Origin of the sequence: Streptomyces sp. NBC_01288, assembly GCF_035982055.1 — a bacterium.
Lineage (GTDB): Bacteria > Actinomycetota > Actinomycetes > Streptomycetales > Streptomycetaceae > Streptomyces.
In genome coordinates, this window is sequence record NZ_CP108427.1 from 5,752,812 (window position 1) to 5,774,587 (window position 21,776).

A 21,776-nucleotide genomic window follows, 5' to 3' on the forward strand; every position below is an offset into this window, starting at 1 on the left:
TGCGGGTTAGGCCACTCGCGGGCGTCCACCGGCCCCGTGCCGGGCCGAGGCGAGCAGCCCGCGCAGGGTGGTCAGCCAGCCCAGGGCGATGACCGCGGCGGCGAGGGTGAAGCCGAGGGCGCCGTTCAGCGGCATGACGATGCCGATCGCGCCGCCGAGCACCCAGGCCATCTGGAGCATCGTCTCCGAGCGCGCGAACGCCGAGGTCCGCACCAGCTCGGGCACGTCCCGCTGGATCAGCGCGTCCAGGGACAGCTTGGCCAGCGCCTGGCAGAACCCGGCCGTGGCGGCGAGACAGGCCACCAGTACGGCACCGAAGAAGATGGCAGCCGTGACGGCCGCGCCCAGGACCAGCGCGACGACGGTCACGATGATGAGTTCCGGGGCCCGTTGCCGCAGCCAGGAACCGACCGCCGTACCGAGCGCGTTGCCCACGCCCGCCGCGACGGCGACGATGCCCAGCGACACGGCCGCGCTCTGCCCGGTCATCGGGTGCTCGCGCAGCAGGAACGCGAGGAAGAAGGTCAGGAACCCGGAGAGCCAGCGCAGGGCCGCGTTGGCGCCCAGCGCGTGGGTGACGGCGATGCCGACCGTGCGCAGCCCCGGCCGCTTGACCTCCTTGGGATGCGGGCCGTGCAGATGGTCCTCGTCCGCCGCGAGCAGCGCCGTGTCCTCGCCCTTGGCCGAGTCGACCTTGGGGTCCAGGAAGAAACACAGGACCGTACCCGCGACGAAGATCACGAAGGCGCCGTAGAGCGGCCAGGGGTCGCCGATGGCGTGCAGGCCGCCCGCGATCGGGGCGGCGACGCCGGTGGCGAGGAGCCCGGCGAGGGTGACTCTGGAGTTCGCCTTCACCAGCGAGATGCGGGGTGGCAGCAGTCGGGGCACCACGGCGCTTCTGACGACGCCGTACGCCTTCGAGGCGACCAGGGCGCCCAGCGCGGCCGGATACAGCTCCAGGCTGCCGCTGGCGACCGCGCCGGAGATGATCAGCGCGAGGAGGGCGCGGGCCAGCATCGCGGCGGCCATGGCGGCGCGCCGCCCGTGCGGAAGTTTGTCGAGCAGGGGCCCGATCACCGGCGCGAGAACAGTGAAAGGCGCCATCGTGATCGCGAGATAGAGAGCGACCCGCCCCCGGGCCTCGTCGGTCGGCACGGAAAAGAAGACCGTCGAGGCGAGGGCGACGGTGATCATGACGTCGCCGGCGCCGTTCACCGCGTGCAGTTCGATGAGCCGGCCGAGGCCCGACTCGCCCGCGCCGTGGGCGTGGGTGGCCTTGCGGATGCCGCGGGCGGTACCGGTGACGGGGAAGTGCAGGGCACGACCCATCGCACGGACGGAACCGCTCACCCGGCCCGAACCGCCACCTCGGATGTTCCCCTTCGTGCCACCGATCCCGGTGGCACCTTGGGGCGACCTCGCGGCTGCCACCCCGTCATAGTGCCCCGAGAACGGCGCGAGTAGTGCGGTTACCGCACGTATGGAGGCGTACGGGGGTGGATTCTGAGCCGTTGCACAGGTCTCAGACCGACCGTTCCATGGTTGTCCGCGGGACCGCCGCGCAGCGCCCGAGAGGCCGCCGGTGTGGGCGCATGGCGCGGGAGAAGGTAGCGTGCGTAGCGCGCCGTGGCGATTGTTCTCGGCCGCGCGCCTCTCGGCCATCCCGCAGAATGGATGGCGTAGGCGTGCCCGAGCGCGATCGGGCGCGGACGTCGACGCGGCCCTCCACCAGTGCCTCCAAGGGCCTGGTACATGTCTTTCAGCCGCTCCGTCCGCTCCCTTCGTCACACCAGGCGCACCCGTGAGACGGCGTAGGAGAGAAGCGATACCTGTGAGCGCAGCGACCACGCGAAGCCGCACCCCCGACCGCCTGTGCGCCGAGGCCGTCGACCTCGCCCGTGCCGCAGCCGAGGAGGCCGCCGCACCCGGTGTGGTCGGCGAGCACGCCGGCTTCGAATCCGACGGTGACCGTGTGGTCACGCACTTCTTCGAATGCAAGGAGTTCGGCTACCGGGGCTGGCGCTGGGCGGTGACGGTCGCGAGGGCGTCCCGCGCGAAGCTGGTGACCCTGGACGAGGTCGTCCTGCTCCCTGGCCCGGACTCCCTCCTGGCCCCCGAATGGGTCCCGTGGAGCGAACGCCTCCGCCCCGGCGACATGGGCCCCGGCGACCTGCTCCCCACCGACGCGGAGGACCTCCGCCTGGAGCCCGGCTACACGGGCGAGGACGAGCCCCCGCCGAACTCCGCGGTCTCCGAGGAGATGGCGGAACTGGTGGAGTCGGAGGACGCGGAGGTGACGGCCGGGGCGCCGTCCGCTCTGCCTGTCGCCCCCACCCGGGGTTCGATCGCGGCGGTGGCCGAGGAACTGGGCATCCGCCGCGCCCGGGTCCTCTCCCGCTACGGCCTCCACGTCGCCGCCGACCGCTGGGAGGACGGCTTCGGCCCGAAGACCCCGATGGCCCAGGCAGCGCCCGCGGCCTGTGTCAGCTGCGGCTTCCTGGTCGCGATCGGCGGCTCCCTGGGCCAGGCGTTCGGCGTCTGCGCGAACGAGTTCTCCCCGGCGGACGGCCACGTCGTGTCCCTGTCCTACGGCTGCGGCGGCCACTCCGAAGCAGCCGTCATGCCCAAACCGCCCCACCCCCCGGCCCCGGTGATCGACGAGACGATGGTCGACCCGTTCCCGCTGCGGCCCGCGGCGGATTCGGGGTCGGTGTCGGTGGGCGTGGATGAGGATTCTGCGGAGTTGGGCCACTCGTAGAGGCGTGCCGGTCGGTTCACGGCTTGGGCCGGCCGGTGCCCCTGTCTTCTCCGTAGCGCGGCAGATTCTCCGTGGAGATCGTCCAGTCGGCGATAGTGACGTCCTCGCCGTAGACGAAGTCCTTGCGGGTGGCGTAGCGGGGGCCGTCGGGGGTGGCGTGGATGTCGGTGAGGACGGCGCCGGTACCGGTGCGAGGGTCGAAGACGGCGTAGATGGGGATCCCGATCAGGGGATAGTCGCGCATCTTGCCGACCCAGTCGTTGTCCGGGTTGGAGCGGGAGACCACTTCGATGGCGGCGATGAGGGTGTGCGGGTCGAACGAACCTGGGACGTCCATGTCCGCCCACGCGATCACCATTACATCCGGATGGCGCATGACGCCCTCGGCTTCGCCTTCCACGTCCGGCGTCCCCGTGTGAGCTACCACTTCCTCCGGCATGGCCTTCTCCAGGCGCTTGCGAAGATGGAGCGTGGTCAGCTCGTGCGGACTGATGCCCGCCGTCATGTCGTGGATGATTCCTTCCTTGGTGATCTCGAATTTGCCCGGGATGGTGTCGTCCATGGACTCAAGGAAGTCCCTCATGGCCCGGTAGGAGTGGGAAGCGCCCCGCTGTGAGTTGTCCGAGGCGATGGTCATGCTAGGCGGCCCCTGGAAGATCGGTTCGGCAGTCATGGCAGCGTCCTGGGATAGGTGAGCGGAAGGCGCGGTCGCAGCCCTCGCAGTTCTGGAGGGGGTGCCGGACCGTCGGCGGTGGCGCCGGTGTCCGGAACGGCGGCGGGGGCGGGAGTTGGGCCGTCAGGCGGTGGGCCAGGAGGGCTGCGGGGCGGCGTAGGGGGTCGGGTGGCAGGTCCGTGGTGAGCGCGTGGCGTACGGCAGTGGGGCTGACCTCGCGCTCCAGCCACGCCGCGACTCCCGGCGCCAGGTGGGCCGTGTCGCAGGCCGACAGGAGCAGGCGGGGATCGTGGCGGCGGAGGCCCGTGAGGAGGTCCGTGGCCTGCTGGATGAGGGCGGGGGAGGGGTGGGCCGGGCGCGGTACGGGCGGGAGCGCCTTACGGGCTGTGTGCTTCTTCGGCCTCTTCGGCGCACTTGGCGTACTCGGCGTCTCCGGGGCATGGCTGTCCCTACGGCCGCTGCCGGGCTGGTTGCACGAGATCGTGCGGGTGACGATGCGGCCGTCGGGAATCCGGTGCCGTTCGCGACGCAGGTAGCCGTGGGCCTCCAACTCCCGTAGCGCGGCGGCGATTCGGGTCGTGCCCTCCGGGAAACGGGCCGCCAGCGACTTGATGTCGACGCGGGTGCCCGCCGGGAGGGACTGGATGTGGACGCCGAGTCCGATCGCGAGCGCCGACAACTCCGGGTGCTGGGCGAGGTGGTTGCCGATCACCGTGAAGCGGGCGGTGTGCCGGGCGTTGTCGTGCGTGAGCCCGCTGTGGCCGCTGGGCCGCCGGTTCGGGTGGTTCGCGTGAGCGTTGGCGGTGTGCCGGGACTGGGCGCGCGAGGGCGCGCTAATGTCGTACGTATCCATCGGGAAGGTCTTGTCTTCCTAGGTGGTCAGGCCCTCGCCTTGGGATTGCCGTCCCGGCGAGGGCCGTCGTATGTCCGCTGTCTGCGGTTGTGTCGCGCTGAGCGTAGATCACGCAACCTGCCTGGAATCCAGCCCAGTTGATGATGTTCACCCGGATGGGTGAATGGCGAGCCCGGCTGCCGGGAGGGTGGGGTGGGGCTTGGTGATGGTCCTTTCACCGTCGTGGTTCTTGGGAAAAGGCGCCCCTTGCACCGGAGTTCGGGTTTCCGGGCTTCGGTGCGTGGTCCAGTACCAGCTCCGCCCAGACCGTCTTACGGGGGCGCGGTCCCGGGTCCCAGCCCCAGCGGTCGGCGAGCGCCTCGACGATCAGCAGGCCCCGGCCCGACTCCTCGTCCTGCGTGGGGTGTTGGGGGCGGGGTGGACAGTCACCCCGGGTGTCGGTGACCTCGATGCGCAGGACGCCGCCGACGACGTAGAGCGTCAGTCTGAAATCGCGGCCCGGGACGCGACTGTGCGTGGCCGCGTTGGAGGCGAGTTCGGCGACGATCTGGCGGGCCGGGTCCAACGGGACTGCCCAGGCGCGGAGTTGTTCGGTGGCCAGGAGACGGGCGAGGCGGGCGCCGCGTCGGGTGGGGGACAACTGCACCGTGAAGTTGCGGATGGGGTTGCCGAGTTGGGGCTTGGGCTGGGCTTCGGAGGCGGTGGTTTCTTGGATCACGTCACTCAGCGTGGCCGTGCGTGACTACCGTGAACAGTGACATGGCCGTTGCGTACGGTGACTGTCCAGTCGTTGTCCGGTCGTGTCCAGGCTGTCGATACCGGTCGCGCGGGTAGGGGCGTCGCGGCACGGTCGTACGAATCAGGAGGGGTGCGGGATGAGCGAACCGGAGCAGGTCAACGGCGAGGCGGACGAGCCGGGTTGGGAGGTGGACCCGGACGACGAGTGGGGGTTGGCGGTCCTCGCGACGGTCGGGCGGCAGTTGAAGCTGCGGCGGGAGGCGGTGGGGATGCGGGCTGCAGACTTTGCGGTGGCGGTGGGATACGGCGAGGACCTGGTCTACAAGATCGAGGGTGGGAAACGGATTCCCCGGCCCGAGTATCTGGACAAGTCCGAGGAGGTGCTTCGGGCGGACGGGCTGATCTCGGCGATGAAGGAGGACACCGCCAAGGTCCGGTACCCCAAGAAGGTGCGGGCGTTGGCGAAGATGGAGGCCCAGGCGGTCGAGATCGGCGTCTACGAGTGCAACATCATCGCGGGGCTGTTGCAGACGCCGGAGCATGTCCGGTCCGTGATCGAGGCAGCACAGCCCCCGTACTCACCGGACGACGTGGAGCGCATGGTTGCCGCCCGTCTGGCCCGGCAATCGGTCTTCGACCGGGACCCGGCTCCGTCGATCCACTTCGTCTTGGAGGAGGCGGTGCTACGCCGTCCCATCGGGGGCACAATGGCGTGGCGAGGGCAGCTCGAACACCTGCTGGAGGTGGGGAAGCTGCGCAACGTCGTGCTTCAAGTGATGCCGATGAACTGCGAAGTCCACTCCGGTCTGGACGGGAGGATCGAGGTGCTGAAGTTTCCGGACGGTACGGCGGTGGGGCGTTCCGACGGTGCGTTCAGCGGTCGCCCGACCACGGATCCGAAACAGCTGCGCATCCTCGAACTGCGGTATGGCACCATCCGGGCGCAGGCTCTCTCCCCACGGGAGTCGTCGGCCCTCATCGAACAACTGCTGGGAGAGACATGATCCGCAAGACCGCTGCCGAGGATGCCTTCGAACTCGCGTGGTTCAAGAGCAGTTACAGCGGCGGCAACGACGGCGAGTCCTGTGTCGAGATCGCCGTAGCCCCCGACACGGTCCACGTCCGTGACTCCAAGATCGTGGAGGGGCCCCGGTTCACCGTCACTCCGGCTGCGTGGACGGGGTTCGTGCACCAGCTGGGAGAAGCATGACGCCGCCGCCCGAACTGGCCTGGTTCGAGAGCAGCTACAGCGACGGGCCCGAGGGCGACTCCTGCGTCGAGATCGCGGTAGCGCCCCGCACGGTGCACGTCCGTGACTCCAAGCACACCGAGGGCCCCCGCCTCACCCTCACCTCCACCGCGTGGACGGGTTTCGTGCACCAGCCGCTCCCCCGCACCCACCCTCAAAAAGTGTGACACTTCCCGCCGAAGTGTCACACTTTCACGGCGAAGGGTCCCCACCTACTGGGAGACGCGCCGCGCCTCGCCGCCTGGACGGAATTCGTCACGCGTCCGCGAACGGGTCGCCCAGGACGCCGGCCAGGCGGATGAGCCCCGGGCCGTCTCCGTCGGATGTCACCGCCGCGTAGACCGTGTAGGTCCATCCCCGCTCGGCCGCGTACCGGGATGTCGAGGCCAGGACCTCGTCGACGTCGACCTCGCCCAGGACCTCGTACTCGTACGCCGTCACCGCCGCCACGTCCCAGAAGTAGACCCGGTACTGGGCATGGTTCTGCTCCCACGCGGTGTCACGGGGATCGATGCCGCGAACGTCCATGAACCGACCTTAGGGACACGAACCCATCCCCCCGCACCGGACACCCTCCCCGGCAACCCCACCCCCCTCCGCGCGGTACCTTCATCGCGACGTCGATGAGGAGAGTGAACGTACGTGAGTAAGTTCGTGCGGCCCGCCGCCGAGGGTGCCGACCCGTTCGGGACCGCCCGTCTGCGGCGTGGGGTGCTCGACGCCTGGGCGACCAGCCCGGCCCGGTTCCGGGAGGACGCCAACGCCGAGGAGGACCTCGTCCTCGGCGGGTACCGGGACCGACTCGTCGTCGAGCTCGCTCAGAACGCCGCCGACGCCGCCGCCCGCGCCGGTGTGGCCGGACGGCTCCGGCTCACCCTCCGCGACGGCGTCCTCTGCGCCGCCAACACCGGCGCCCCCCTCGACGCGACCGGTGTCGAATCCCTCTCCACCCTCCGCGCCTCCGCGAAGCGCGACGCGGGCGACAGCGCGGTCGGCCGCTTCGGCGTCGGCTTCGCCGCCGTCGTCGCCGTGACCGACGAACCCGCCGTCCTCGGAAGGCACGGCGGCGTCCGCTGGTCCCTCGCCGAGGCCCGCGCCCTCGCCGACGACACCGCCCGCCACAGCCCCGGCCTCGGTACCGAGATCCGCCGCCGCGACGGCCACATCCCGCTGCTCCGCCTCCCGTTCGCGGCCGAGGGCACCGCCCCCGACTCCTACGACACGGTCGTCATCCTCCCCCTCCGCGACACCGCCGCCGAGGACCTCGCCGAGCGCCTCCTCGGCGCCGTGGACGACGCGCTTCTCCTCGCCCTCCCGGGGCTGACCGAAGTCGTGGTCGAGGTGGGGGACCAAGAACCCCGGACCCTCACCCGCCGCACCGACCGCGCCGACACCGTCGTGGACGACAGCCGGGACGGAACCACCCGTTGGCGTACGGTCGCCGCGCACGGGGAACTCGCCAAGGAACTCCTCGCCGACCGCCCCGTCGAGGAGCGGCTGCGGCCCTACTGGTCCATCACCTGGGCCGTACCCGTCGACAAGGACGGCACTCCGGCCCGCCCCCGCACCAGCCCGGTCGTGCACGCGCCCACGCCCAGCGACGAACCCCTGGGCGTACCCGCCCTGTTGATCGCTTCGCTCCCCCTCGACACCACCCGCCGGCACGCCGCCCCGGGCCCGCTGACCGACTTCGTCGTGGAGCGCGCGGCGGACGCGTACGTCGAACTCCTCGCCGCCTGGCGCCCGGTGACCACCGGCATCATCGACCTCGTCCCCGGCCCGCTGGGCAAGGGGGAGCTGGACGGCACCCTGCGCCAGGCGATCCTGAAGCGCCTGCCGCGCACCTCCTTCCTCCCGCCCGCCATCGAGCCCGACGGTCAGGGCGACGACGACTCCGACCTGCCCGAGTCGCTACGGCCCCGCGACGCCGAGGTCGTCGAGGGCGCCGGCGCCGACACCGTGCGCGTCCTCGCCGAGGTACTCCCCACCCTCCTCCCGGCCGGCCTCGAACGCCGCGTGGAACTACGGACGTTGGGCGTGGCCCGCGTCCCCCTCACTGACGCCGTGGACCGGCTGGCCGGCCTGGAGAAGGACCCCGGCTGGTGGCGGCGCCTCTACGACAGCCTCGCGGGCGTCGACCCCGACCGGCTCACCGGCCTGCCCGTGCCGCTCGCGGACGGCAGGACGACGATCGGGCCGCGCCAAGTCCTCCTCCCCACCGCCGACTCCGCCCGGGTCGAGCCCGAAGTCCTCGCCCGGCTGGGCCTCAAGGTCGCCCACCCGGACGCCGCGCACCCCCTCCTGGAGAAGCTCGGCGCGCTGCCCGCGACTCCCCGAGCCGTCCTCACGACACCCCAGGTACGGGCCGCCGTGGCCGCCTCCCTCGACGAGGAGGGCGGGGCCATGTGGGACGAAGTCGCCCCGGACAGCGACGAGTTGGCGGAGACCGTTCTCGCCCTGGTCCGGGACGCGGGCCTGGAACCCGGTGACGAACCCTGGCTCGGCGCCCTCGCCCTGCCCGACGAGGACGGCGAACTCGCCCCCGCCGGCGAACTGGTCCTCCCCGGCAGCCCGTTCGCCCAGGTGATGCGGGACGACGAACTGGCCTTCGTGGAAGCCGACTTGGCCGACCGCTGGGGTGAACAGCCCCTCGCCGCCTGCGGAGTCCTCGCCACCTTCGCCCTGGTCCGCGCCACCGACGTGGTCCTCGACCCGGACGAACTGGAGCCCCGGGACAGCGACTTCGCGGAACCCGACGACCCCGGCCTCCTGGACTCCGTGGACGTCTGGTCGGAGGACGTCCTCGACCGCTTCCCCGACACCCCCGTACCCCCCGTCGCCACCGAACTCGTCGCCGTACGCGACCTCGACCTCGTCGACGAGGACCGCTGGCCCCAGGCCCTCGCGCTCCTCGCCCGGCCCCCGCTCCGCGACGCGATCACCCAACAGGTCCGCATCCTCATGCCGGACGGCACCCACGAGGTCGTACGGTCCTACACGGCCTGGTGGTTGCGCGGCCACCCGGTACTCGACGGCCGCCGCCCGGCCGGCCTCCTGGCGGCAGGCGGCGACCCGCTCCTGCGCGGCCTCTACGACGAGGCCGACGCGACCGGCTTCGACGACGAGCAGGTGCTGCGGGCCCTCGGTGTACGGACCTCCGTCGCCGCACTGCTCGAAGAACCGGGCGGGGCGGCCGAGTTGCTCGACCGCCTCGCCGACCCCGACCGCGAGGTCACCGGCACCCAACTGCACGCCCTGTACAGCGCGTTGGCCGACCTCGACCCGGAACAGGTGACCCTCCCGGACGACCTGCGCGCCGTGGTCGACGGCGAGGTGACGGTCGTGGACGCGGCGGACGCCGTGGTCGTCGACTCACCCGACCTGCTCCCCTTCACCGCCGGCACCCCACTCCTCCCCGTACGCCCGTCCAGGGCGGCCGAGTTGGCCGAACTCTTCCAGGTCCGCCGCCTGAGCGAGTCGATCACCGGCGAGGTCACCTCGGAGGGCACCGAGCACGACGTACCGGAATCCGTCCGGACGCTCCTGGGCCCCCGCACCCCCGCGACCTACGTCGAACACGACGAACTCGTCGTGGACGGCGTCGAGATCGACTGGCGCCGGACCCGGGACGGCGTGCTGCACGCCTCGACCCTGGAAGGCGTAGCGGCCGGCCTGGCCTGGGCGGCCGGCCAGTGGCCACGCCGCTTCGAGGTGGCGGCGCTGCTGGAAGACCCGTCGCGGACGGAGGAACTGGCTCGGGACCGGTGGTTCGACTGAGCCGGTCGACGATCTTCACGGTCGTTCCGAAAAAAGTTCACGAGTCGTACAACCATTCCCTTTCGTCGTGAATCTGATCAGCTGAGCCAACAGGCTCCACGATCACTTCTCTACCTGGGGAACCCATGCGCATGCGTGCCACCCTCGGCGTCCTGACCGGCGCCCTGGCCCTCTCCGCTCTCGCCATGCCTGCCGCGCAGGCCGACGAGGGGCGGGGGGACACCACGATCTCGACCGTCGTGGTGAACGGCGGCAAGCCGGTCGTCGTGGGCGCGACCGCGAAGAAGACCATCACCGTCAGCTTCACGGTCAAGGACGCCTCGGGCGTCGACTGGGCGCAGGCGATCCTGTACCACGGCGCCGACATCGACTCGTCCGACAGCGGTGCCGTCGCCAACGGCAGCGACGGCCGCGCCACCTGCACCAAGGTGAACGCCACGACGTCGACCTGCAAGTCGACCTTCGACCTGACGCCGCGCTCCAACCTGATCAACTCCGTGGCCGGTGGCTGGAAGGTCTGGGCGGTCGCCAGGGGCAAGGACACCGACTACGTCCAGAAGGACAACGCGAAGACCTTCCAGGTCCAGCGCCTGTCGAAGCTCACGGTCAACGCCGCCCCGGAGCCCGTCAAGAAGGGCAAGACCATCACGGTCACCGGCAAGCTGACCCGCGCGAACTGGGACGCCGCCACCTACTCCGGTTACTCGACCCAGCCGGTGAAGCTCCAGTTCCGCAAGAAGAGCGCCAGCACGTACACCACCGTCAAGACCGTCAAGACGAACTCGACGGGCAACCTGAGCACCACCGTCAAGGCGACCGTCGACGGCTACTTCCGCTACAGCTTCGCGGGCACCTCGACCACCCCGGCCGTCAACGCCGCGGGTGACTTCATCGACGTGAAGTAAGACCCGACGCGGCCCACGCGGCCCCGCCGACCGGCGGAGTCTCCGCACTTCACCATCAGTTCGCAATACCCGCACAAAGTCTCGATTCGCCGTACAACCCACACCACTGGTCGCGAATCACATCACGTGAGCCAACAGGCTCCGCCATCACTTGGGCCCCGACGCCGACGACGAGCCGTTCGGAACGACCAGCGCGTCGGGGCCCCCTTTCCCACTTGGGGAACGCATGCGCATAAGCGCCACCGTGGCCGCCGTCTCCGGCGCCCTGGTTCTCTCCGCCTTCGCCGTACCGGCCGCGCAGGCCGCGGGCTCCGACGCCGGTTCCTACCGCTCGGACGTCGCGAAGATCCGTGAGGCCGCTCACACCGCCTCCGGCAAGGCCACCCTGTCCGGCTCCACTGTCGCCACCCCGGCCGACGACGAGCCGTACGCCCTGAACGTCACCTTCTCCAACATCAAGGTGCACAGCGGCAAGCCGATCGTGGTCGGTGCCGCCGCCCACGTCTCCGTGCCGGTCACGTACACGCTCACGCACGGCGCCGACGTCGACATCACCGCGTCCGACTTCCTCAACGGCCCGTACATCTACAAGGGCACCTTCGCCAACCCGACGAACATGCTGTTCGGCGACAACGCGGGCACCTGCACGGCCACCTCGGCTACCACCGCCTCCTGCAAGGCCACGCTCGACATCTACCCGGGTGACGGCGACCTGTCGAACACCGACGCCGGTGCCTGGAAGGCCGGCGCCGAGGCCATCGCGCTGAACGGCCAGGACCCGACGAGCAGCACGTTCGACATCACCAAGGTCGGCCTCGCCGACCAGGGCGGCTTCGCCTCCCCGAACGTCACGCGCCTGTCCAAGCTGACGGTCAACGCCGCCCCGGAGCCGGTGAAGAAGGGCAAGACCATCACGGTCACCGGCAAGCTGACCCGCGCGAACTGGGACGCCAACAACTACACCGGCTACTCCACCCAGCCGGTCAAGCTCCAGTTCCGCAAGAAGAACGCCACCACGTACACCACGGTCAAGACCATCAAGACGAGCTCGACGGGCGCCCTGAAGACCACCGTCAAGGCCACGGTCGACGGCTACTTCCGCTACAGCTTCGCAGGCACCTCGACGACCCCGGCGGTCAACGCCACGGGCGACTACGTCGACGTGAAGTAGCACCACCCAAAAGCAGCTGCCGCGCCCCGAAAACGGGGTCGCGGCAGCTGCTTTTTTAGAGGCACGGCCTTATGAACAGCGGTGCGGTGAGCTGCTTTTAGGGGCCCGCGCCCAAGAAGAGGGCGCGGGCTTAGGAACAGCGTTGCGACGAGCCGCTTTTAGGGGCGCGCGCCTAAGCACGGGGTCGCGGCAGCCGCCTTTAAGGGGCGCGTACTTGAGAACAGGGACACGGCGAGCTGCTCTTAGGGGCGCGCGCCCAAGAAGTGGGGCGCGGCAGCTGCTTTAGGGGGCGCGGGCTCAAACACAGGGGCGCGGCGAGCTGCCTTTAAAGGACGCGAGCTTGAAAACAGGGGTGCGGCGAGCCGCTTTTAAGGGGCGCGGGGAACTGCGCGACCAGCCCCCACCGGCCCGCGCTGGACGAACCACGCACCCAACCCCCCACCGACCCGCACCCGACGAACCACGCCCCAACCCCCCACCGACCCGCACCCGACGAACCACGCCCCAACCCCCCACCGACCCGCACCCGACGAACCACGCCCCCACCGCCCACTCAAGCCACCCCCCGCCGATCAACCAACCTCCACACCAGCTCCAACGCCACCCCCGCCACCCCCGCAATCCCCACAGCGATCCACGGCATCGTCACCCCCACCAACTTCAGCGCGAAGAAATGCTGAAGCCACGGCACGACCAGCACCACCACAAACGCCGCCCCCATCGAGGCGACCAGCGCCACCCGCCACCAGGTATACGGCCGCGCAATAATCGCCAGCACCCACATGGAGATCAGAAACAGGGTCAAGGTCGCCGCACTGGTCTCGGCCCCCAACGCCCCCTTCCCAACGTAGTGATGACGGGCAATCAGATACGTGACGAAGGTCGCCGCCCCGGCAATCACCCCACCCGGAATCGAATACCGCATCACCCGCCGCACGAAATGGGGTTTCGCCCGCTCCGTGTTCGGCGCCAGCGCAAGAAAGAACGCCGGAATCCCGATGGTCAACGTGGACAACAGCGTCAAGTGCCGCGGCAGGAACGGATATTCAACCCGCCAGCACACCACCAGCACCGCCAACAACACCGAGTACACGGTCTTGACCAGAAACAGCGTCGCCACCCGAGTGATGTTCCCGATGACCCGCCGCCCCTCGGCAACAACCGAAGGCAACGTGGCGAAGCTGTTGTTGAGCAACACGATCTGCGCGACAGCCCGGGTCGCCTCGGACCCCGACCCCATGGAGACACCGATGTCCGCGTCCTTCAGGGCAAGAACGTCGTTCACCCCGTCCCCGGTCATCGCAACCGTGTGCCCACGGGACTGCAACGCCCCCACCATGTCCCGCTTCTGCTGCGGGGTGACCCGCCCGAACACCGTCCCCTCGTCGAGGGACTTCGCCATCTCCTCCTGATCCGAAGGCAGTTGACGGGCATCCACGACCTGCCCGCTGAGCCCCAGCTTCCCGGCCACCGCGCCCACGGACACCGCGTTGTCCCCGGAGATCACCTTCGCGTGCACATCCTGCTCGGCGAAATAGGCGAGCGTCTCCGCCGCGTCGGGCCGCAACCGCTGCTCCAACACCACCAGTGCCGTCGCCGAGGCCCCCCGCGCGACCCCGGGATCATCCAGCTCACCGGAGACCCGGGCCAGCAACAGCACCCGTAGCCCCTCCTCATTGAGCCGCCCGGTCTCCTCCAGCGCGGGATCGTCCGCACCCAGCAGCACATCGGGCGCCCCGAGCAACCACGTGCTCGACTCCCCGTTCCCCTCGCTGAACGACGCCCCGCTGTACTTCCGCGCCGACGAGAACGGCAGCGACTCCACGCACCGCCACTCCCCGCTGTCCGGATAAGCGGTGATGATCGCCTGGAGCGACGCGTTCGGCCGCGGATCCGACTCGCCCAACGCACCCAGGACTTTGCGTACGTACGTTTCGTCGGCCCCGCCGAGCGGACGCAACTCGGTGACGTCCATCCCGCCCTCGGTCAGCGTGCCCGTCTTGTCGAGGCAGACCGTGTCGACGCGGGCGAGCCCCTCGATGGCCGGAAGCTCCTGGACGAGGCACTGTTTCCGGCCAAGCCGGATGACACCGATCGCGAAGGCCACCGAGGTGAGGAGGACCAGCCCCTCCGGGACCATCGGGACGATGCCGCCCACGGTCCGCGCGATGGAGTCCTTGAACCCGTGCTGTTTGACGACCAGTTGGCTGATGACCAGGCCGATCGCGGTCGGGATCATCATCCACGTCACGTACTTGAGGATCGTGGAGATACCGGTCCGCAGCTCGGAGTGGACGAGCGTGAACCGCGAGGCCTCTTCGGCGAGTTGGGCCGCGTACGCCTCCCGCCCCACCTTCGTCGCCTCGAACGCGCCACCGCCGGCGACCACGAAACTCCCCGACATGACCGCGTCCCCCGGCCGCTTGACCACCGGGTCCGCCTCACCGGTGAGCAGCGACTCGTCGATCTCAAGACCGTCGGCCTCGACGCACTCCCCGTCGACGACGACCTTGTCACCGGGCCCGATCTCGATGAGGTCCCCCAGCACGATCTCGGAGGTGCTCACCTCCACGGCCGCCCCGTCGCGCCGTACCGTCGGCTTCGACTCGCCGATCACCGCGAGGGAGTCGAGGGTCTTCTTCGCCCGCCACTCCTGGAAGACCCCGATCCCGGTGTTGGCGATGATCACGTACCCGAACAGGCTGTCCTGGACTGGCGCCACGAACAGCATGATCAGCCAGAGCACGCCGATGATCGCGTTGAACCGGGTGAAGACGTTGGCGCGGACGATCTCGCCGAGCGAACGGCTGCTGCGCACCGGGACGTCGTTGACCTCCCCGCGCGCCACCCGCTCGGCGACCTCGGCGGTGCTGAGTCCATGGGCCCGCCGCGCCGGGATGGGCACGGGGTGCACAGGGTCGAGTTCGGCGCCCGCGTCGGTGTGCGTCATGCATTCGACGGTACGTGCGGATTTACGGCTTCACCCGCCGAGTGCCCGGAAGATCCGACCAGGGGAGGACGGCGGGCGGGGCGGGGTGATGCCAGGGGTGTAGGGGAGGGCCCTCACTCCGCAGCAGGAACTACTCACTCCGCAGCAGGGGAGGAGGCCTCCGTGGCCGAAACAGCCGCCTCGGCCGCCAGCCGCTTGAGGGCGGCATCGCGCCCCCGGACGTACCAGATACCGATCAGCCCGAGCCCGCTCCCGGCCAGGCAGGTCCACAGCCACCACAGATGGCCGTGGTCGTCGTACCAGCCGTAGAAGGGGAGCTGTACCAGGAAGAGGACGAACCAGAGGATCGTGAGGCCGATGATCGTCGGGACGATCGGGCCCTCAAGGGGCTCCGGTGCCTCGTGTGTCGGTGTCCACTTCGCCATGCCCCCAGCTTACGAGGCGGCGCAACACTCTCTGATCTACGCGCGGAGATAGCGCCTGACGTCTTCATATGTTCATACTGAAACGGTTTCCGTCTGTCCACTTCTGCTCGTAGGAACATCCAATGCAGACCGCCCTCGACCGCTACTTCAAGATCTCCGAACGGGGCAGCAGCCTCCCTCGCGAGATCAGGGGCGGGTTCGCCACCTTCTTCGCGATGGCGTACATCATCGTGCTGAACCCGATCATCCTGGGCAGTGCGAAGGACATGTACGGGCACCACCTGGACAACGGCCAGCTGGTCACCGCGACGGCCGTGACGGCCGCGTTCACCACCCTCCTCATGGGTGTCATCGGCAACGTACCGATCGCGCTGGCCGCCGGACTCGGCGTGAACTCCGTCGTCGCCCTCCAGCTCGCGCCCCGCATGACGTGGCCGGACGCGATGGGCATGGTCGTGCTGGCCGGTCTGGTCGTGATGCTGCTGGTCGCCACCGGGCTGCGCGAGCGCGTGATGAACGCGGTGCCGTACGGACTGCGCAAGGCCATCTCGATCGGTATCGGCCTGTTCATCATGCTGATCGGGCTCGTGGACTCCGGGTTCATCTCCCGCATCCCGGACGCCGCCCAGACCACCGTCCCGCTCCAGCTCGGCGCCGACGGTCACCTCAACGGCTGGCCGGTGCTCATCTTCATCCTCGGCGTGCTGCTCACCCTCGGGCTGATCGTCCGCAAGGTCTCCGGCGCGATCCTGATCTCCATCGTCACGATGACCGTCCTCGCGGTGATCGTGAACGCGGTCGCGACGATCCCCTCCTGGGGCCTGACCACCCCGAAGTGGCCCGGAAACCCGGTCGCCACCCCGGACTTCGGCCTGATCGGCAAGTTCAGCCTGTTCGGCGGCTTCTCCAAGGTCGGCGTGCTGACCGGCGTGCTCTTCGTCTTCACGGTCCTGCTGTCGTGCTTCTTCGACGCGATGGGCACGATCATGGGCATCAGCGACGAGGCGAAGCTGACCGACGGCGAGGGCAACATGCCCGGCATCAACAAGGTCCTCTTCGTCGACGGCATCGCGGTCGCGGCCGGCGGTGCCAGTTCGTCCTCCGCGACCACCTGCTTCGTGGAGTCCACGGCGGGTGTCGGCGAGGGCGCCCGCACGGGCTTCGCGAACGTCGTCACGGGCGCGCTCTTCGCCGTAGCGCTGTTCCTCACGCCGGTCGCCACGATGGTCCCGTCCCAGGCGGCCACCCCCGCGCTGCTCGCGGTGGGCTTCCTGATCCTGGCGGGCTCCGTCAAGGAGATCGACTGGGCCGACTACACGATCGCGATCCCGGCCTTCATCACGATGGTGATGATGCCGTTCACCTACTCGATCACCAACGGCATCGGCATGGGCTTCATCACGTTCGTGGTGCTGCGGTTGGTGGCGGGCCGGGGCCGGGAGGTCCCGGTGCCGATGTACGTCGTCGCGGCGGTGTTCGGGTTCTACTACCTGATGCCGGCGCTGGGTCTCACCTGATCGGACGGGGTCACGTGACCCCGTAGAACTTCTCCGTCTCCTCGACCGCGGTCTGGAACCGCTCGTCGAAGTCGTCCCGAATGAGCGTCTGGACCACATAGTCCTGGACGCTCATTCCCCTTTTCGAGGCATGGTGTCGGAGCCGTTCGAGCAGCTCCCCGTCTATCCGCAGGCTGAGCACGCTGGTCCCCATGTAGACGAGGGTCCGGGGCGGTTCCGGGCGGTGGGTGACGTTCCGCGCCGGTATCACTCATATGGGTGACGTAAGGGTTCAGTGGTCAGGGTCACGGGCATCTCGGCGTGTCGCCATTGGTCTTTAGGGAGAGTAATGAGTTACGCTAAAGAACATGCCGGACCTAACCCATGGCGACGACGCTGCCGCTGTGAACTCCTTGCGATCAGCCGTGATGCGGTTGTCCCGTCGACTCAAGCACCAGCGGGTCGACGAGTCACTGAGCCCCACCGAGATGTCGGTGCTCGGCACCCTGTCCACCTGCGGCAGCGCGACCCCTGGCGAGCTCGCTCGCAAGGAGCATGTGCAGCCGCCCTCGATGACCCGCATCGTGGCGCTGCTCGAAGCGAAGGGTCTGGTCCAGCTGGAGCCGCACCCCGAGGACCGGCGCCAGAAGGTCGTCACCAAGACCCCCCAGGCCGAGGCGATGCTCGAAGAGAGCCGCCGCAAGCGCAACGCGTTCCTGGCCGGCCTGGTCGACGGCCTCGACGAGGACGAGTGGGCGAAGATCGTCGCCGCCGCCCCCGTGCTGGAGAAACTCGCACACCTGTAAGTCTGTCTATGCGCGAGTGAGCCGTAGGGTCGCGCCGGTGTCGAGAGGGCGAGCGCGCGGAGGCCCGAAGGGCCGAACACGGTCGGGCTCTCGACACCGGCACAAAGCGCCCCGAAGGCGAACGAGCAAAAGAAAGAGGAGGCGACCTTTGAGTTCGGGACCCGGAGCAGACTCCGCCCCCGCGCCAGCCACCCCCGACTCCCCGCCCACCCCTGATCCCGCCGGCAAGTCGTCGATGTTCAGCTCGCTGAAGATCCGGAACTACCGGCTGTTCTTCATCGGCCAGGTCGTCTCCAACACCGGCACCTGGATGCAGCGCATCGCCCAGGACTGGCTGGTCCTCAGCCTCACCGGCTCCTCCGCCGCCGTAGGCATCACGACCGCCCTCCAGTTCCTGCCGATGCTGCTCTTCGGGCTCTACGGCGGTGTCCTCGTCGACCGGCTGCCCAAGCGCCCCACGCTGCTCGTCACGCAGTCCGCGATGGCCCTCACCGGCCTCGCCCTCGCCTTCCTGACCCTCTCCGGCCACGTAGAGGTCTGGCACGTGTACGTCGCCGCCTTCGCCGTAGGCCTCGCCACGGTGGTCGACAACCCGGCCCGCCAGTCCTTCGTCTCCGAGATGGTCGGCCCCGAGCAGTTGCAGAACGCGGTCAGCCTGAACTCGGCGAACTTCCAGTCCGCGCGCCTGGTCGGTCCCGCCGTCGCGGGCGTCATGATCACCGGCGTCGGCACGGGCTGGGCGTTCCTCTTCAACGGCCTGTCCTTCGTGGCGCCGTTGGCGAGCCTGCTCCTGATGCGCAACCGCGACCTGCACTCCGTCACGCGCGCCCCGCGCGGCAAGGGCCAGCTCCGCGAGGGCCTGCACTATGTCGCCGGCCGCCCCGACCTGATCTGGCCGATCGTCCTCGTCGGCTTCATCGGCACGTTCGGCTTCAACTTCCCGGTGTGGCTGTCGGCCTACGCGGACGACATCTTCCACGCGGGCGCCGGCGCGTACAGCCTCTTCAACACCCTGATGGCGGTCGGCTCCCTGATCGGTGCCCTGCTCGCCGCCCGCCGGGGCACCACCCGCCTCCGCGTCCTGATCGCGGCGGCGGCGGCCTTCGGCATCCTTGAGGTGGTGGCCGCGGTGGCCCCCTCCTACTGGCTGTTCGCCCTGCTCATGATCCCGATCGGCATCTTCGGCCTGACGGTCAACGTCACGGCCAACACCGCCGTCCAGATGGGCACCGACCCGGCCATGCGCGGCCGCGTCATGGCCCTGTTCATGATGGTCTTCATGGGCGGTACGCCGGTGGGCGCACCGATCGTCGGCTGGATCACGGACACCTACGGCCCCCGGGTGAGTTTCGCCCTCGGCGGCGTCATCGCGGCCGTCGCCGCGGCCACGATCGGCGTGATCCTGGCCCGCATCGGCGACCTGCGCCTGTCGTTCGACTGGAACCACGGCCATCCGAGCGTGGCCTTCGTCCCGCGCGAGCGGGAGCAACTGGCGACAGCGGCCTAGGAGTTGGGGGCATGGCCCGGAGGGTGATGGTGATGGTCACACCCTCCGGGCCAGCACCTGTCCCGGCCACCGGTCGCTCCCGACGAACGCCTCGGTGGCCGTGAACCCGTTGCTCTCGTAGTAGGCGACGAGCTTGCGGTCGTCCCCCGCGTAACAGTCCACCCGCAGCAGGGAGACCCCGGCCCGCCGCGTCACCTCCACCGCGTGCGCGAGCAGCGCGCTGCCGACGCCGTGGCCCTTGAACCGGCGGTCGGAGGCGAGGAGATGGACATACCGCTCCGGCTCGTCCACGGCGTCGATGTACGACCCCGGGGAGTCGGTGAGGGTGAGCGTGCCGACGGGAACGCCGCCGACCTCGGCGATGTAGGGCGAGCCCTGCGCCACATACCGCTCGACCATCGCCACGGCCCGCGGATTCTCCGACCACGGCGTGCTGCCCCACTGCCCGGTCCGCCCCTGCGCGACGAGCCATGCCACGGCGCTGTCGAACATGCCGAGTATCGCGGGGATGTCGTCGGGCCCGCCGTCTCTGATGCTGATGCTGGTGTCGGTCTCCATGGCAGCAGGCTAGGGGTCGGAAAAGGCTGTGTCCTGGACTAACCGTCCAAGCGCGGCAGACCGGTTAGCCCAGGGCACACACGGTGGGCAGTGGTGGAAGGCTGCCCCCATGAGACTCTTCGCGGCGCTGCTGCCGCCCGAGGACGTACTGGCCCAACTGGGTGCCGCCGTCGACGAGTTGCACGGCCTCCCGGGCGCGGACGGCCTCCGCTGGACGGCCCGCCCGGGTTGGCACCTCACGCTCGCCTTCTACGGCGAGGTCGACGAGGTCGCCGTACCCGAACTGTCCGCCGCCCTGGAGCGGGCCGCGCGCCGGACCGAACCGTTCGGGCTGGCGGTGCGCGGAGGCGGGCAGTTCGGGGACGGGCGGGCGCTGTGGGCGGGGGTGGAGGGAGACGTGACGGCCCTACGACACCTCGCGGAGCGCTGCGAGGAGGCCACGGCGACGCGGGAACACCGGCGGTACCGCGCCCACCTCACCGTGGCGCGCAGCCGGGAGGCCGTGGACGTACGGCCGTGTCTCGACCGGCTCGACGACTTCGCGAGCCGTGGGTGGACGGCGGACGAGCTGGTCCTCGTCCGCAGCAACCTGCCGAGGTCCGGGGTCGCGGGGGAGCAACCGCGGTACGAGGCGGTCGCCCGCTGGGCGCTGGGAGCGGCCGGTTAGGCTCGGGTACGTGGACCCGAAAACCCGGAACCGGATCATGGCCGGTGTGCTTGTGCTGTTGTTCGTTGTCGTGGGGCTCGCGGCGGCCCTTGGCAAGTGAGGGCGGGCGCGGCGTGGGGGACTGCGCGATCGTCGCCGGGTGCGGGCTGTGTGTGGCTGGTCGCGCAGTTCCCCGCGCCCCTGAAGGGGCGCCTGCCTCAACGGCGTCTACCAGGCGAAGGCCTCCGGCGACGGGCCGGGCCCCGGGAAGATCTCGTCAAGTGACCCGAGAAGTTCCTCGCTCAACTCCAGCTCTACGGCGCGCAACGCGGACTCCAACTGCTCGGCGGTGCGTGGGCCGACGATCGGGCCGGTGACGCCGGGGCGGGTGAGGAGCCAGGCCAGGGCGGCCTCGCCGGGTTCGATGCCGTGTTTGTCGAGGAGGTCCTCGTAGGCCTGGATCTGGGCGCGTGAGGTCGGGTTGGCGAGGGTGTCGGCGGCCCGGCCGCTCGCCCGGCGGCCGCCCGAGACCTCCTTCTTGATGACCCCGCCGAGGAGTCCGCCCTGGAGCGGGGACCAGGGGATGACCCCGAGGCCGTACTCCTGCGCGGCCGGGATGACCTCCATCTCGGCGCGGCGCTCGGCGAGGTTGTAGAGGCACTGCTCGCTGACGAGGCCGATGGTGCCGCCGCGGCGGGCGGCGATCTCGTTGGCCTGGGCGATCTTGTAACCGGGGAAGTTCGAGGAACCGACGTAGAGGATCTTGCCCTGTTGGATGAGGGTGTCGATCGCCTGCCAGATCTCCTCGAAGGGGGTGGCCCGGTCGACGTGGTGGAACTGGTAGATGTCGATGTAGTCGGTCTGTAGCCGCTTGAGGCTGGCGTCCACGGCCCGCCGGATGTTCACCGCGGAGAGCTTGTCGTGGTTGGGCCAGGCGTCGCCGTCGGCGGCCATGTTGCCGTAGACCTTGGTGGCGAGGACCGTCCTGTCGCGGTGGTCGGGGCTCTTCGCGAACCAGTTGCCGATGATCTCCTCGGTCCGGCCCTTGTTCTCGCCCCACCCGTACACATTGGCGGTGTCGAAGTAGTTGATGCCCGCGTCCAGCGCCGCGTCCATGATCGCGTGGCTGTCCGGCTCATTCGTCTGCGGTCCGAAGTTCATCGTGCCGAGGACCAGTCGGCTGACCTTGAGGCCTGTGCGTCCGAGCTGCGTGTACTTCATGAGTATCTAGCCAACGACTTCGAGTGCGCTCTATGCAAGGGGG

Annotated in this window: 21 protein-coding genes; 11 read left to right on the top strand and 10 right to left on the bottom strand. The window is 69.6% G+C overall.

What is annotated here, in order from left to right; genetic code table 11:
- Window positions 1-6: 6 nt before the first annotated feature.
- Complete coding sequence (locus OG194_RS25950; protein WP_327403195.1) at window positions 7-1,431, bottom strand: MFS transporter; 1,425 nt, start codon at window positions 1,429-1,431, stop codon at window positions 7-9.
- Window positions 1,432-1,831: 400 nt separating this feature from the next.
- Between OG194_RS25950 and OG194_RS25955 the strand changes: the two genes are divergently transcribed.
- Window positions 1,832-2,758, top strand: a complete 927-nt coding sequence (locus OG194_RS25955; RefSeq protein ID WP_327403196.1) for a DUF3027 domain-containing protein — start codon at window positions 1,832-1,834, stop codon at window positions 2,756-2,758.
- Window positions 2,759-2,774: 16 nt separating this feature from the next.
- Here the strand turns inward: OG194_RS25955 and OG194_RS25960 are convergent, their stop codons facing one another.
- From OG194_RS25960 to OG194_RS25970, 3 genes are all read right to left on the bottom strand, one after another.
- On the bottom strand, window positions 2,775-3,395 hold the full coding sequence (locus tag OG194_RS25960; protein WP_327403197.1) for a Uma2 family endonuclease: 621 nt from the start codon (window positions 3,393-3,395) through the stop codon (window positions 2,775-2,777).
- A 1-nt stretch (window position 3,396) separates the two neighbouring features.
- Window positions 3,397-4,284: a helix-turn-helix domain-containing protein gene (locus OG194_RS25965; RefSeq protein ID WP_327403198.1), complete on the bottom strand. Its 888-nt coding sequence runs from the start codon at window positions 4,282-4,284 to the stop codon at window positions 3,397-3,399.
- Between the two features lie 214 nt (window positions 4,285-4,498).
- Complete coding sequence (locus OG194_RS25970; protein ID WP_327403199.1) at window positions 4,499-5,002, bottom strand: ATP-binding protein; 504 nt, start codon at window positions 5,000-5,002, stop codon at window positions 4,499-4,501.
- Window positions 5,003-5,159: 157 nt separating this feature from the next.
- Between OG194_RS25970 and OG194_RS25975 the strand changes: the two genes are divergently transcribed.
- The 3 genes from OG194_RS25975 to OG194_RS25985 are packed head-to-tail and all read left to right on the top strand — an operon-like array spanning window position 5,160 to window position 6,438.
- Window positions 5,160-6,026 (top strand): helix-turn-helix domain-containing protein, encoded by an 867-nt coding sequence (locus OG194_RS25975; protein ID WP_327403200.1) that lies wholly within the window; start codon window positions 5,160-5,162, stop codon window positions 6,024-6,026.
- Window positions 6,023-6,232 carry a DUF397 domain-containing protein gene (locus OG194_RS25980; RefSeq protein WP_327403201.1) on the top strand — a complete coding sequence of 70 codons (210 nt, stop codon included), beginning with the start codon at window positions 6,023-6,025 and terminating at the stop codon, window positions 6,230-6,232. Before OG194_RS25975 ends, OG194_RS25980 begins: the two co-directional genes overlap by 4 nt.
- Complete coding sequence (locus OG194_RS25985; protein ID WP_327403202.1) at window positions 6,229-6,438, top strand: DUF397 domain-containing protein; 210 nt, start codon at window positions 6,229-6,231, stop codon at window positions 6,436-6,438. Before OG194_RS25980 ends, OG194_RS25985 begins: the two co-directional genes overlap by 4 nt.
- A gap of 88 nt (window positions 6,439-6,526) precedes the next feature.
- Here the strand turns inward: OG194_RS25985 and OG194_RS25990 are convergent, their stop codons facing one another.
- Window positions 6,527-6,799, bottom strand: coding sequence for a hypothetical protein (locus tag OG194_RS25990; protein ID WP_327403203.1), 273 nt, complete (start codon window positions 6,797-6,799; stop codon window positions 6,527-6,529).
- 114 nt (window positions 6,800-6,913) lie between these two features.
- Here OG194_RS25990 and OG194_RS25995 point away from each other — a divergent pair, with 114 nt between their 5' ends.
- The 3 genes from OG194_RS25995 (at window position 6,914) to OG194_RS26005 (ending at window position 12,124) form a co-directional block, all read left to right on the top strand.
- Window positions 6,914-10,048 (top strand): sacsin N-terminal ATP-binding-like domain-containing protein, encoded by a 3,135-nt coding sequence (locus OG194_RS25995; RefSeq protein ID WP_327403204.1) that lies wholly within the window; start codon window positions 6,914-6,916, stop codon window positions 10,046-10,048.
- A gap of 125 nt (window positions 10,049-10,173) precedes the next feature.
- Window positions 10,174-10,953, top strand: a complete 780-nt coding sequence (locus tag OG194_RS26000) for a calcium-binding protein (RefSeq protein ID WP_327403205.1) — start codon at window positions 10,174-10,176, stop codon at window positions 10,951-10,953.
- 226 nt (window positions 10,954-11,179) lie between these two features.
- Window positions 11,180-12,124: a hypothetical protein gene (locus OG194_RS26005; RefSeq protein WP_327403206.1), complete on the top strand. Its 945-nt coding sequence runs from the start codon at window positions 11,180-11,182 to the stop codon at window positions 12,122-12,124.
- A gap of 553 nt (window positions 12,125-12,677) precedes the next feature.
- On the opposite strand, the gene OG194_RS26010 is transcribed toward OG194_RS26005, so the two are convergent.
- Both OG194_RS26010 and OG194_RS26015 read right to left on the bottom strand, forming a co-directional pair.
- Entirely contained in the window at window positions 12,678-15,074 is a 2,397-nt protein-coding gene (locus OG194_RS26010) for an HAD-IC family P-type ATPase (protein ID WP_327403207.1), read from the bottom strand.
- Between the two features lie 134 nt (window positions 15,075-15,208).
- On the bottom strand, window positions 15,209-15,499 hold the full coding sequence (locus OG194_RS26015; RefSeq protein ID WP_327403208.1) for a DUF2530 domain-containing protein: 291 nt from the start codon (window positions 15,497-15,499) through the stop codon (window positions 15,209-15,211).
- A gap of 122 nt (window positions 15,500-15,621) precedes the next feature.
- On the opposite strand from OG194_RS26015, the gene OG194_RS26020 reads away from it, so the two are divergent.
- On the top strand, window positions 15,622-17,016 hold the full coding sequence (locus OG194_RS26020) for an NCS2 family permease (protein WP_327403209.1): 1,395 nt from the start codon (window positions 15,622-15,624) through the stop codon (window positions 17,014-17,016).
- Between the two features lie 10 nt (window positions 17,017-17,026).
- Here OG194_RS26020 and OG194_RS26025 read toward each other — a convergent pair whose 3' ends face one another.
- The gene (locus OG194_RS26025; RefSeq protein ID WP_026150456.1) at window positions 17,027-17,209 is read right to left on the bottom strand and encodes a hypothetical protein; all 183 of its coding nucleotides are present in this window, start codon (window positions 17,207-17,209) and stop codon (window positions 17,027-17,029) included.
- A gap of 154 nt (window positions 17,210-17,363) precedes the next feature.
- On the opposite strand from OG194_RS26025, the gene OG194_RS26030 reads away from it, so the two are divergent.
- Both OG194_RS26030 and OG194_RS26035 read left to right on the top strand, forming a co-directional pair.
- Window positions 17,364-17,801 carry a MarR family winged helix-turn-helix transcriptional regulator gene (locus OG194_RS26030; RefSeq protein WP_026150457.1) on the top strand — a complete coding sequence of 146 codons (438 nt, stop codon included), beginning with the start codon at window positions 17,364-17,366 and terminating at the stop codon, window positions 17,799-17,801.
- 235 nt (window positions 17,802-18,036) lie between these two features.
- A complete protein-coding gene (locus tag OG194_RS26035) occupies window positions 18,037-19,308 on the top strand; it encodes an MFS transporter (protein WP_327407209.1) in 1,272 nt (423 codons plus the stop codon).
- A gap of 36 nt (window positions 19,309-19,344) precedes the next feature.
- On the opposite strand, the gene OG194_RS26040 is transcribed toward OG194_RS26035, so the two are convergent.
- Entirely contained in the window at window positions 19,345-19,866 is a 522-nt protein-coding gene (locus OG194_RS26040) for a GNAT family N-acetyltransferase (RefSeq protein ID WP_327403210.1), read from the bottom strand.
- A 109-nt stretch (window positions 19,867-19,975) separates the two neighbouring features.
- On the opposite strand from OG194_RS26040, the gene thpR reads away from it, so the two are divergent.
- Complete coding sequence (gene thpR, locus OG194_RS26045; RefSeq protein WP_327403211.1) at window positions 19,976-20,533, top strand: RNA 2',3'-cyclic phosphodiesterase; 558 nt, start codon at window positions 19,976-19,978, stop codon at window positions 20,531-20,533.
- 207 nt (window positions 20,534-20,740) lie between these two features.
- Here the strand turns inward: thpR and OG194_RS26050 are convergent, their stop codons facing one another.
- On the bottom strand, window positions 20,741-21,733 hold the full coding sequence (locus OG194_RS26050) for an aldo/keto reductase (protein ID WP_327403212.1): 993 nt from the start codon (window positions 21,731-21,733) through the stop codon (window positions 20,741-20,743).
- Between the last annotated feature and the right edge of the window lie 43 nt (window positions 21,734-21,776).

Excerpts from the sequence above, each read along its gene's own strand:
- OG194_RS25990 (WP_327403203.1), bottom strand. The coding sequence starts at position 6,799 with ATGGACGTTCGCGGCATCGATCCCCGTGACACCGCGTGGGAGCAGAAC.
- OG194_RS26025 (WP_026150456.1), bottom strand. The coding sequence starts at position 17,209 with ATGGGGACCAGCGTGCTCAGCCTGCGGATAGACGGGGAGCTGCTCGAA.
- OG194_RS26000 (WP_327403205.1), top strand. The coding sequence starts at position 10,174 with ATGCGCATGCGTGCCACCCTCGGCGTCCTGACCGGCGCCCTGGCCCTC.
- OG194_RS26040 (WP_327403210.1), bottom strand. The coding sequence starts at position 19,866 with ATGGAGACCGACACCAGCATCAGCATCAGAGACGGCGGGCCCGACGAC.
- OG194_RS26005 (WP_327403206.1), top strand. The coding sequence starts at position 11,180 with ATGCGCATAAGCGCCACCGTGGCCGCCGTCTCCGGCGCCCTGGTTCTC.
- OG194_RS25980 (WP_327403201.1), top strand. The coding sequence starts at position 6,023 with ATGATCCGCAAGACCGCTGCCGAGGATGCCTTCGAACTCGCGTGGTTC.
- OG194_RS25985 (WP_327403202.1), top strand. The coding sequence starts at position 6,229 with ATGACGCCGCCGCCCGAACTGGCCTGGTTCGAGAGCAGCTACAGCGAC.
- OG194_RS26035 (WP_327407209.1), top strand. The coding sequence starts at position 18,037 with ATGTTCAGCTCGCTGAAGATCCGGAACTACCGGCTGTTCTTCATCGGC.
- OG194_RS26030 (WP_026150457.1), top strand. The coding sequence starts at position 17,364 with ATGCCGGACCTAACCCATGGCGACGACGCTGCCGCTGTGAACTCCTTG.
- OG194_RS25960 (WP_327403197.1), bottom strand. The coding sequence starts at position 3,395 with ATGACCATCGCCTCGGACAACTCACAGCGGGGCGCTTCCCACTCCTAC.
- OG194_RS25975 (WP_327403200.1), top strand. The coding sequence starts at position 5,160 with ATGAGCGAACCGGAGCAGGTCAACGGCGAGGCGGACGAGCCGGGTTGG.
- OG194_RS26050 (WP_327403212.1), bottom strand. The coding sequence starts at position 21,733 with ATGAAGTACACGCAGCTCGGACGCACAGGCCTCAAGGTCAGCCGACTG.
- OG194_RS26020 (WP_327403209.1), top strand. The coding sequence starts at position 15,622 with ATGCAGACCGCCCTCGACCGCTACTTCAAGATCTCCGAACGGGGCAGC.
- OG194_RS25965 (WP_327403198.1), bottom strand. The coding sequence starts at position 4,284 with ATGGATACGTACGACATTAGCGCGCCCTCGCGCGCCCAGTCCCGGCAC.
- OG194_RS26015 (WP_327403208.1), bottom strand. The coding sequence starts at position 15,499 with ATGGCGAAGTGGACACCGACACACGAGGCACCGGAGCCCCTTGAGGGC.
- thpR (WP_327403211.1), top strand. The coding sequence starts at position 19,976 with ATGAGACTCTTCGCGGCGCTGCTGCCGCCCGAGGACGTACTGGCCCAA.
- OG194_RS26010 (WP_327403207.1), bottom strand. The coding sequence starts at position 15,074 with ATGACGCACACCGACGCGGGCGCCGAACTCGACCCTGTGCACCCCGTG.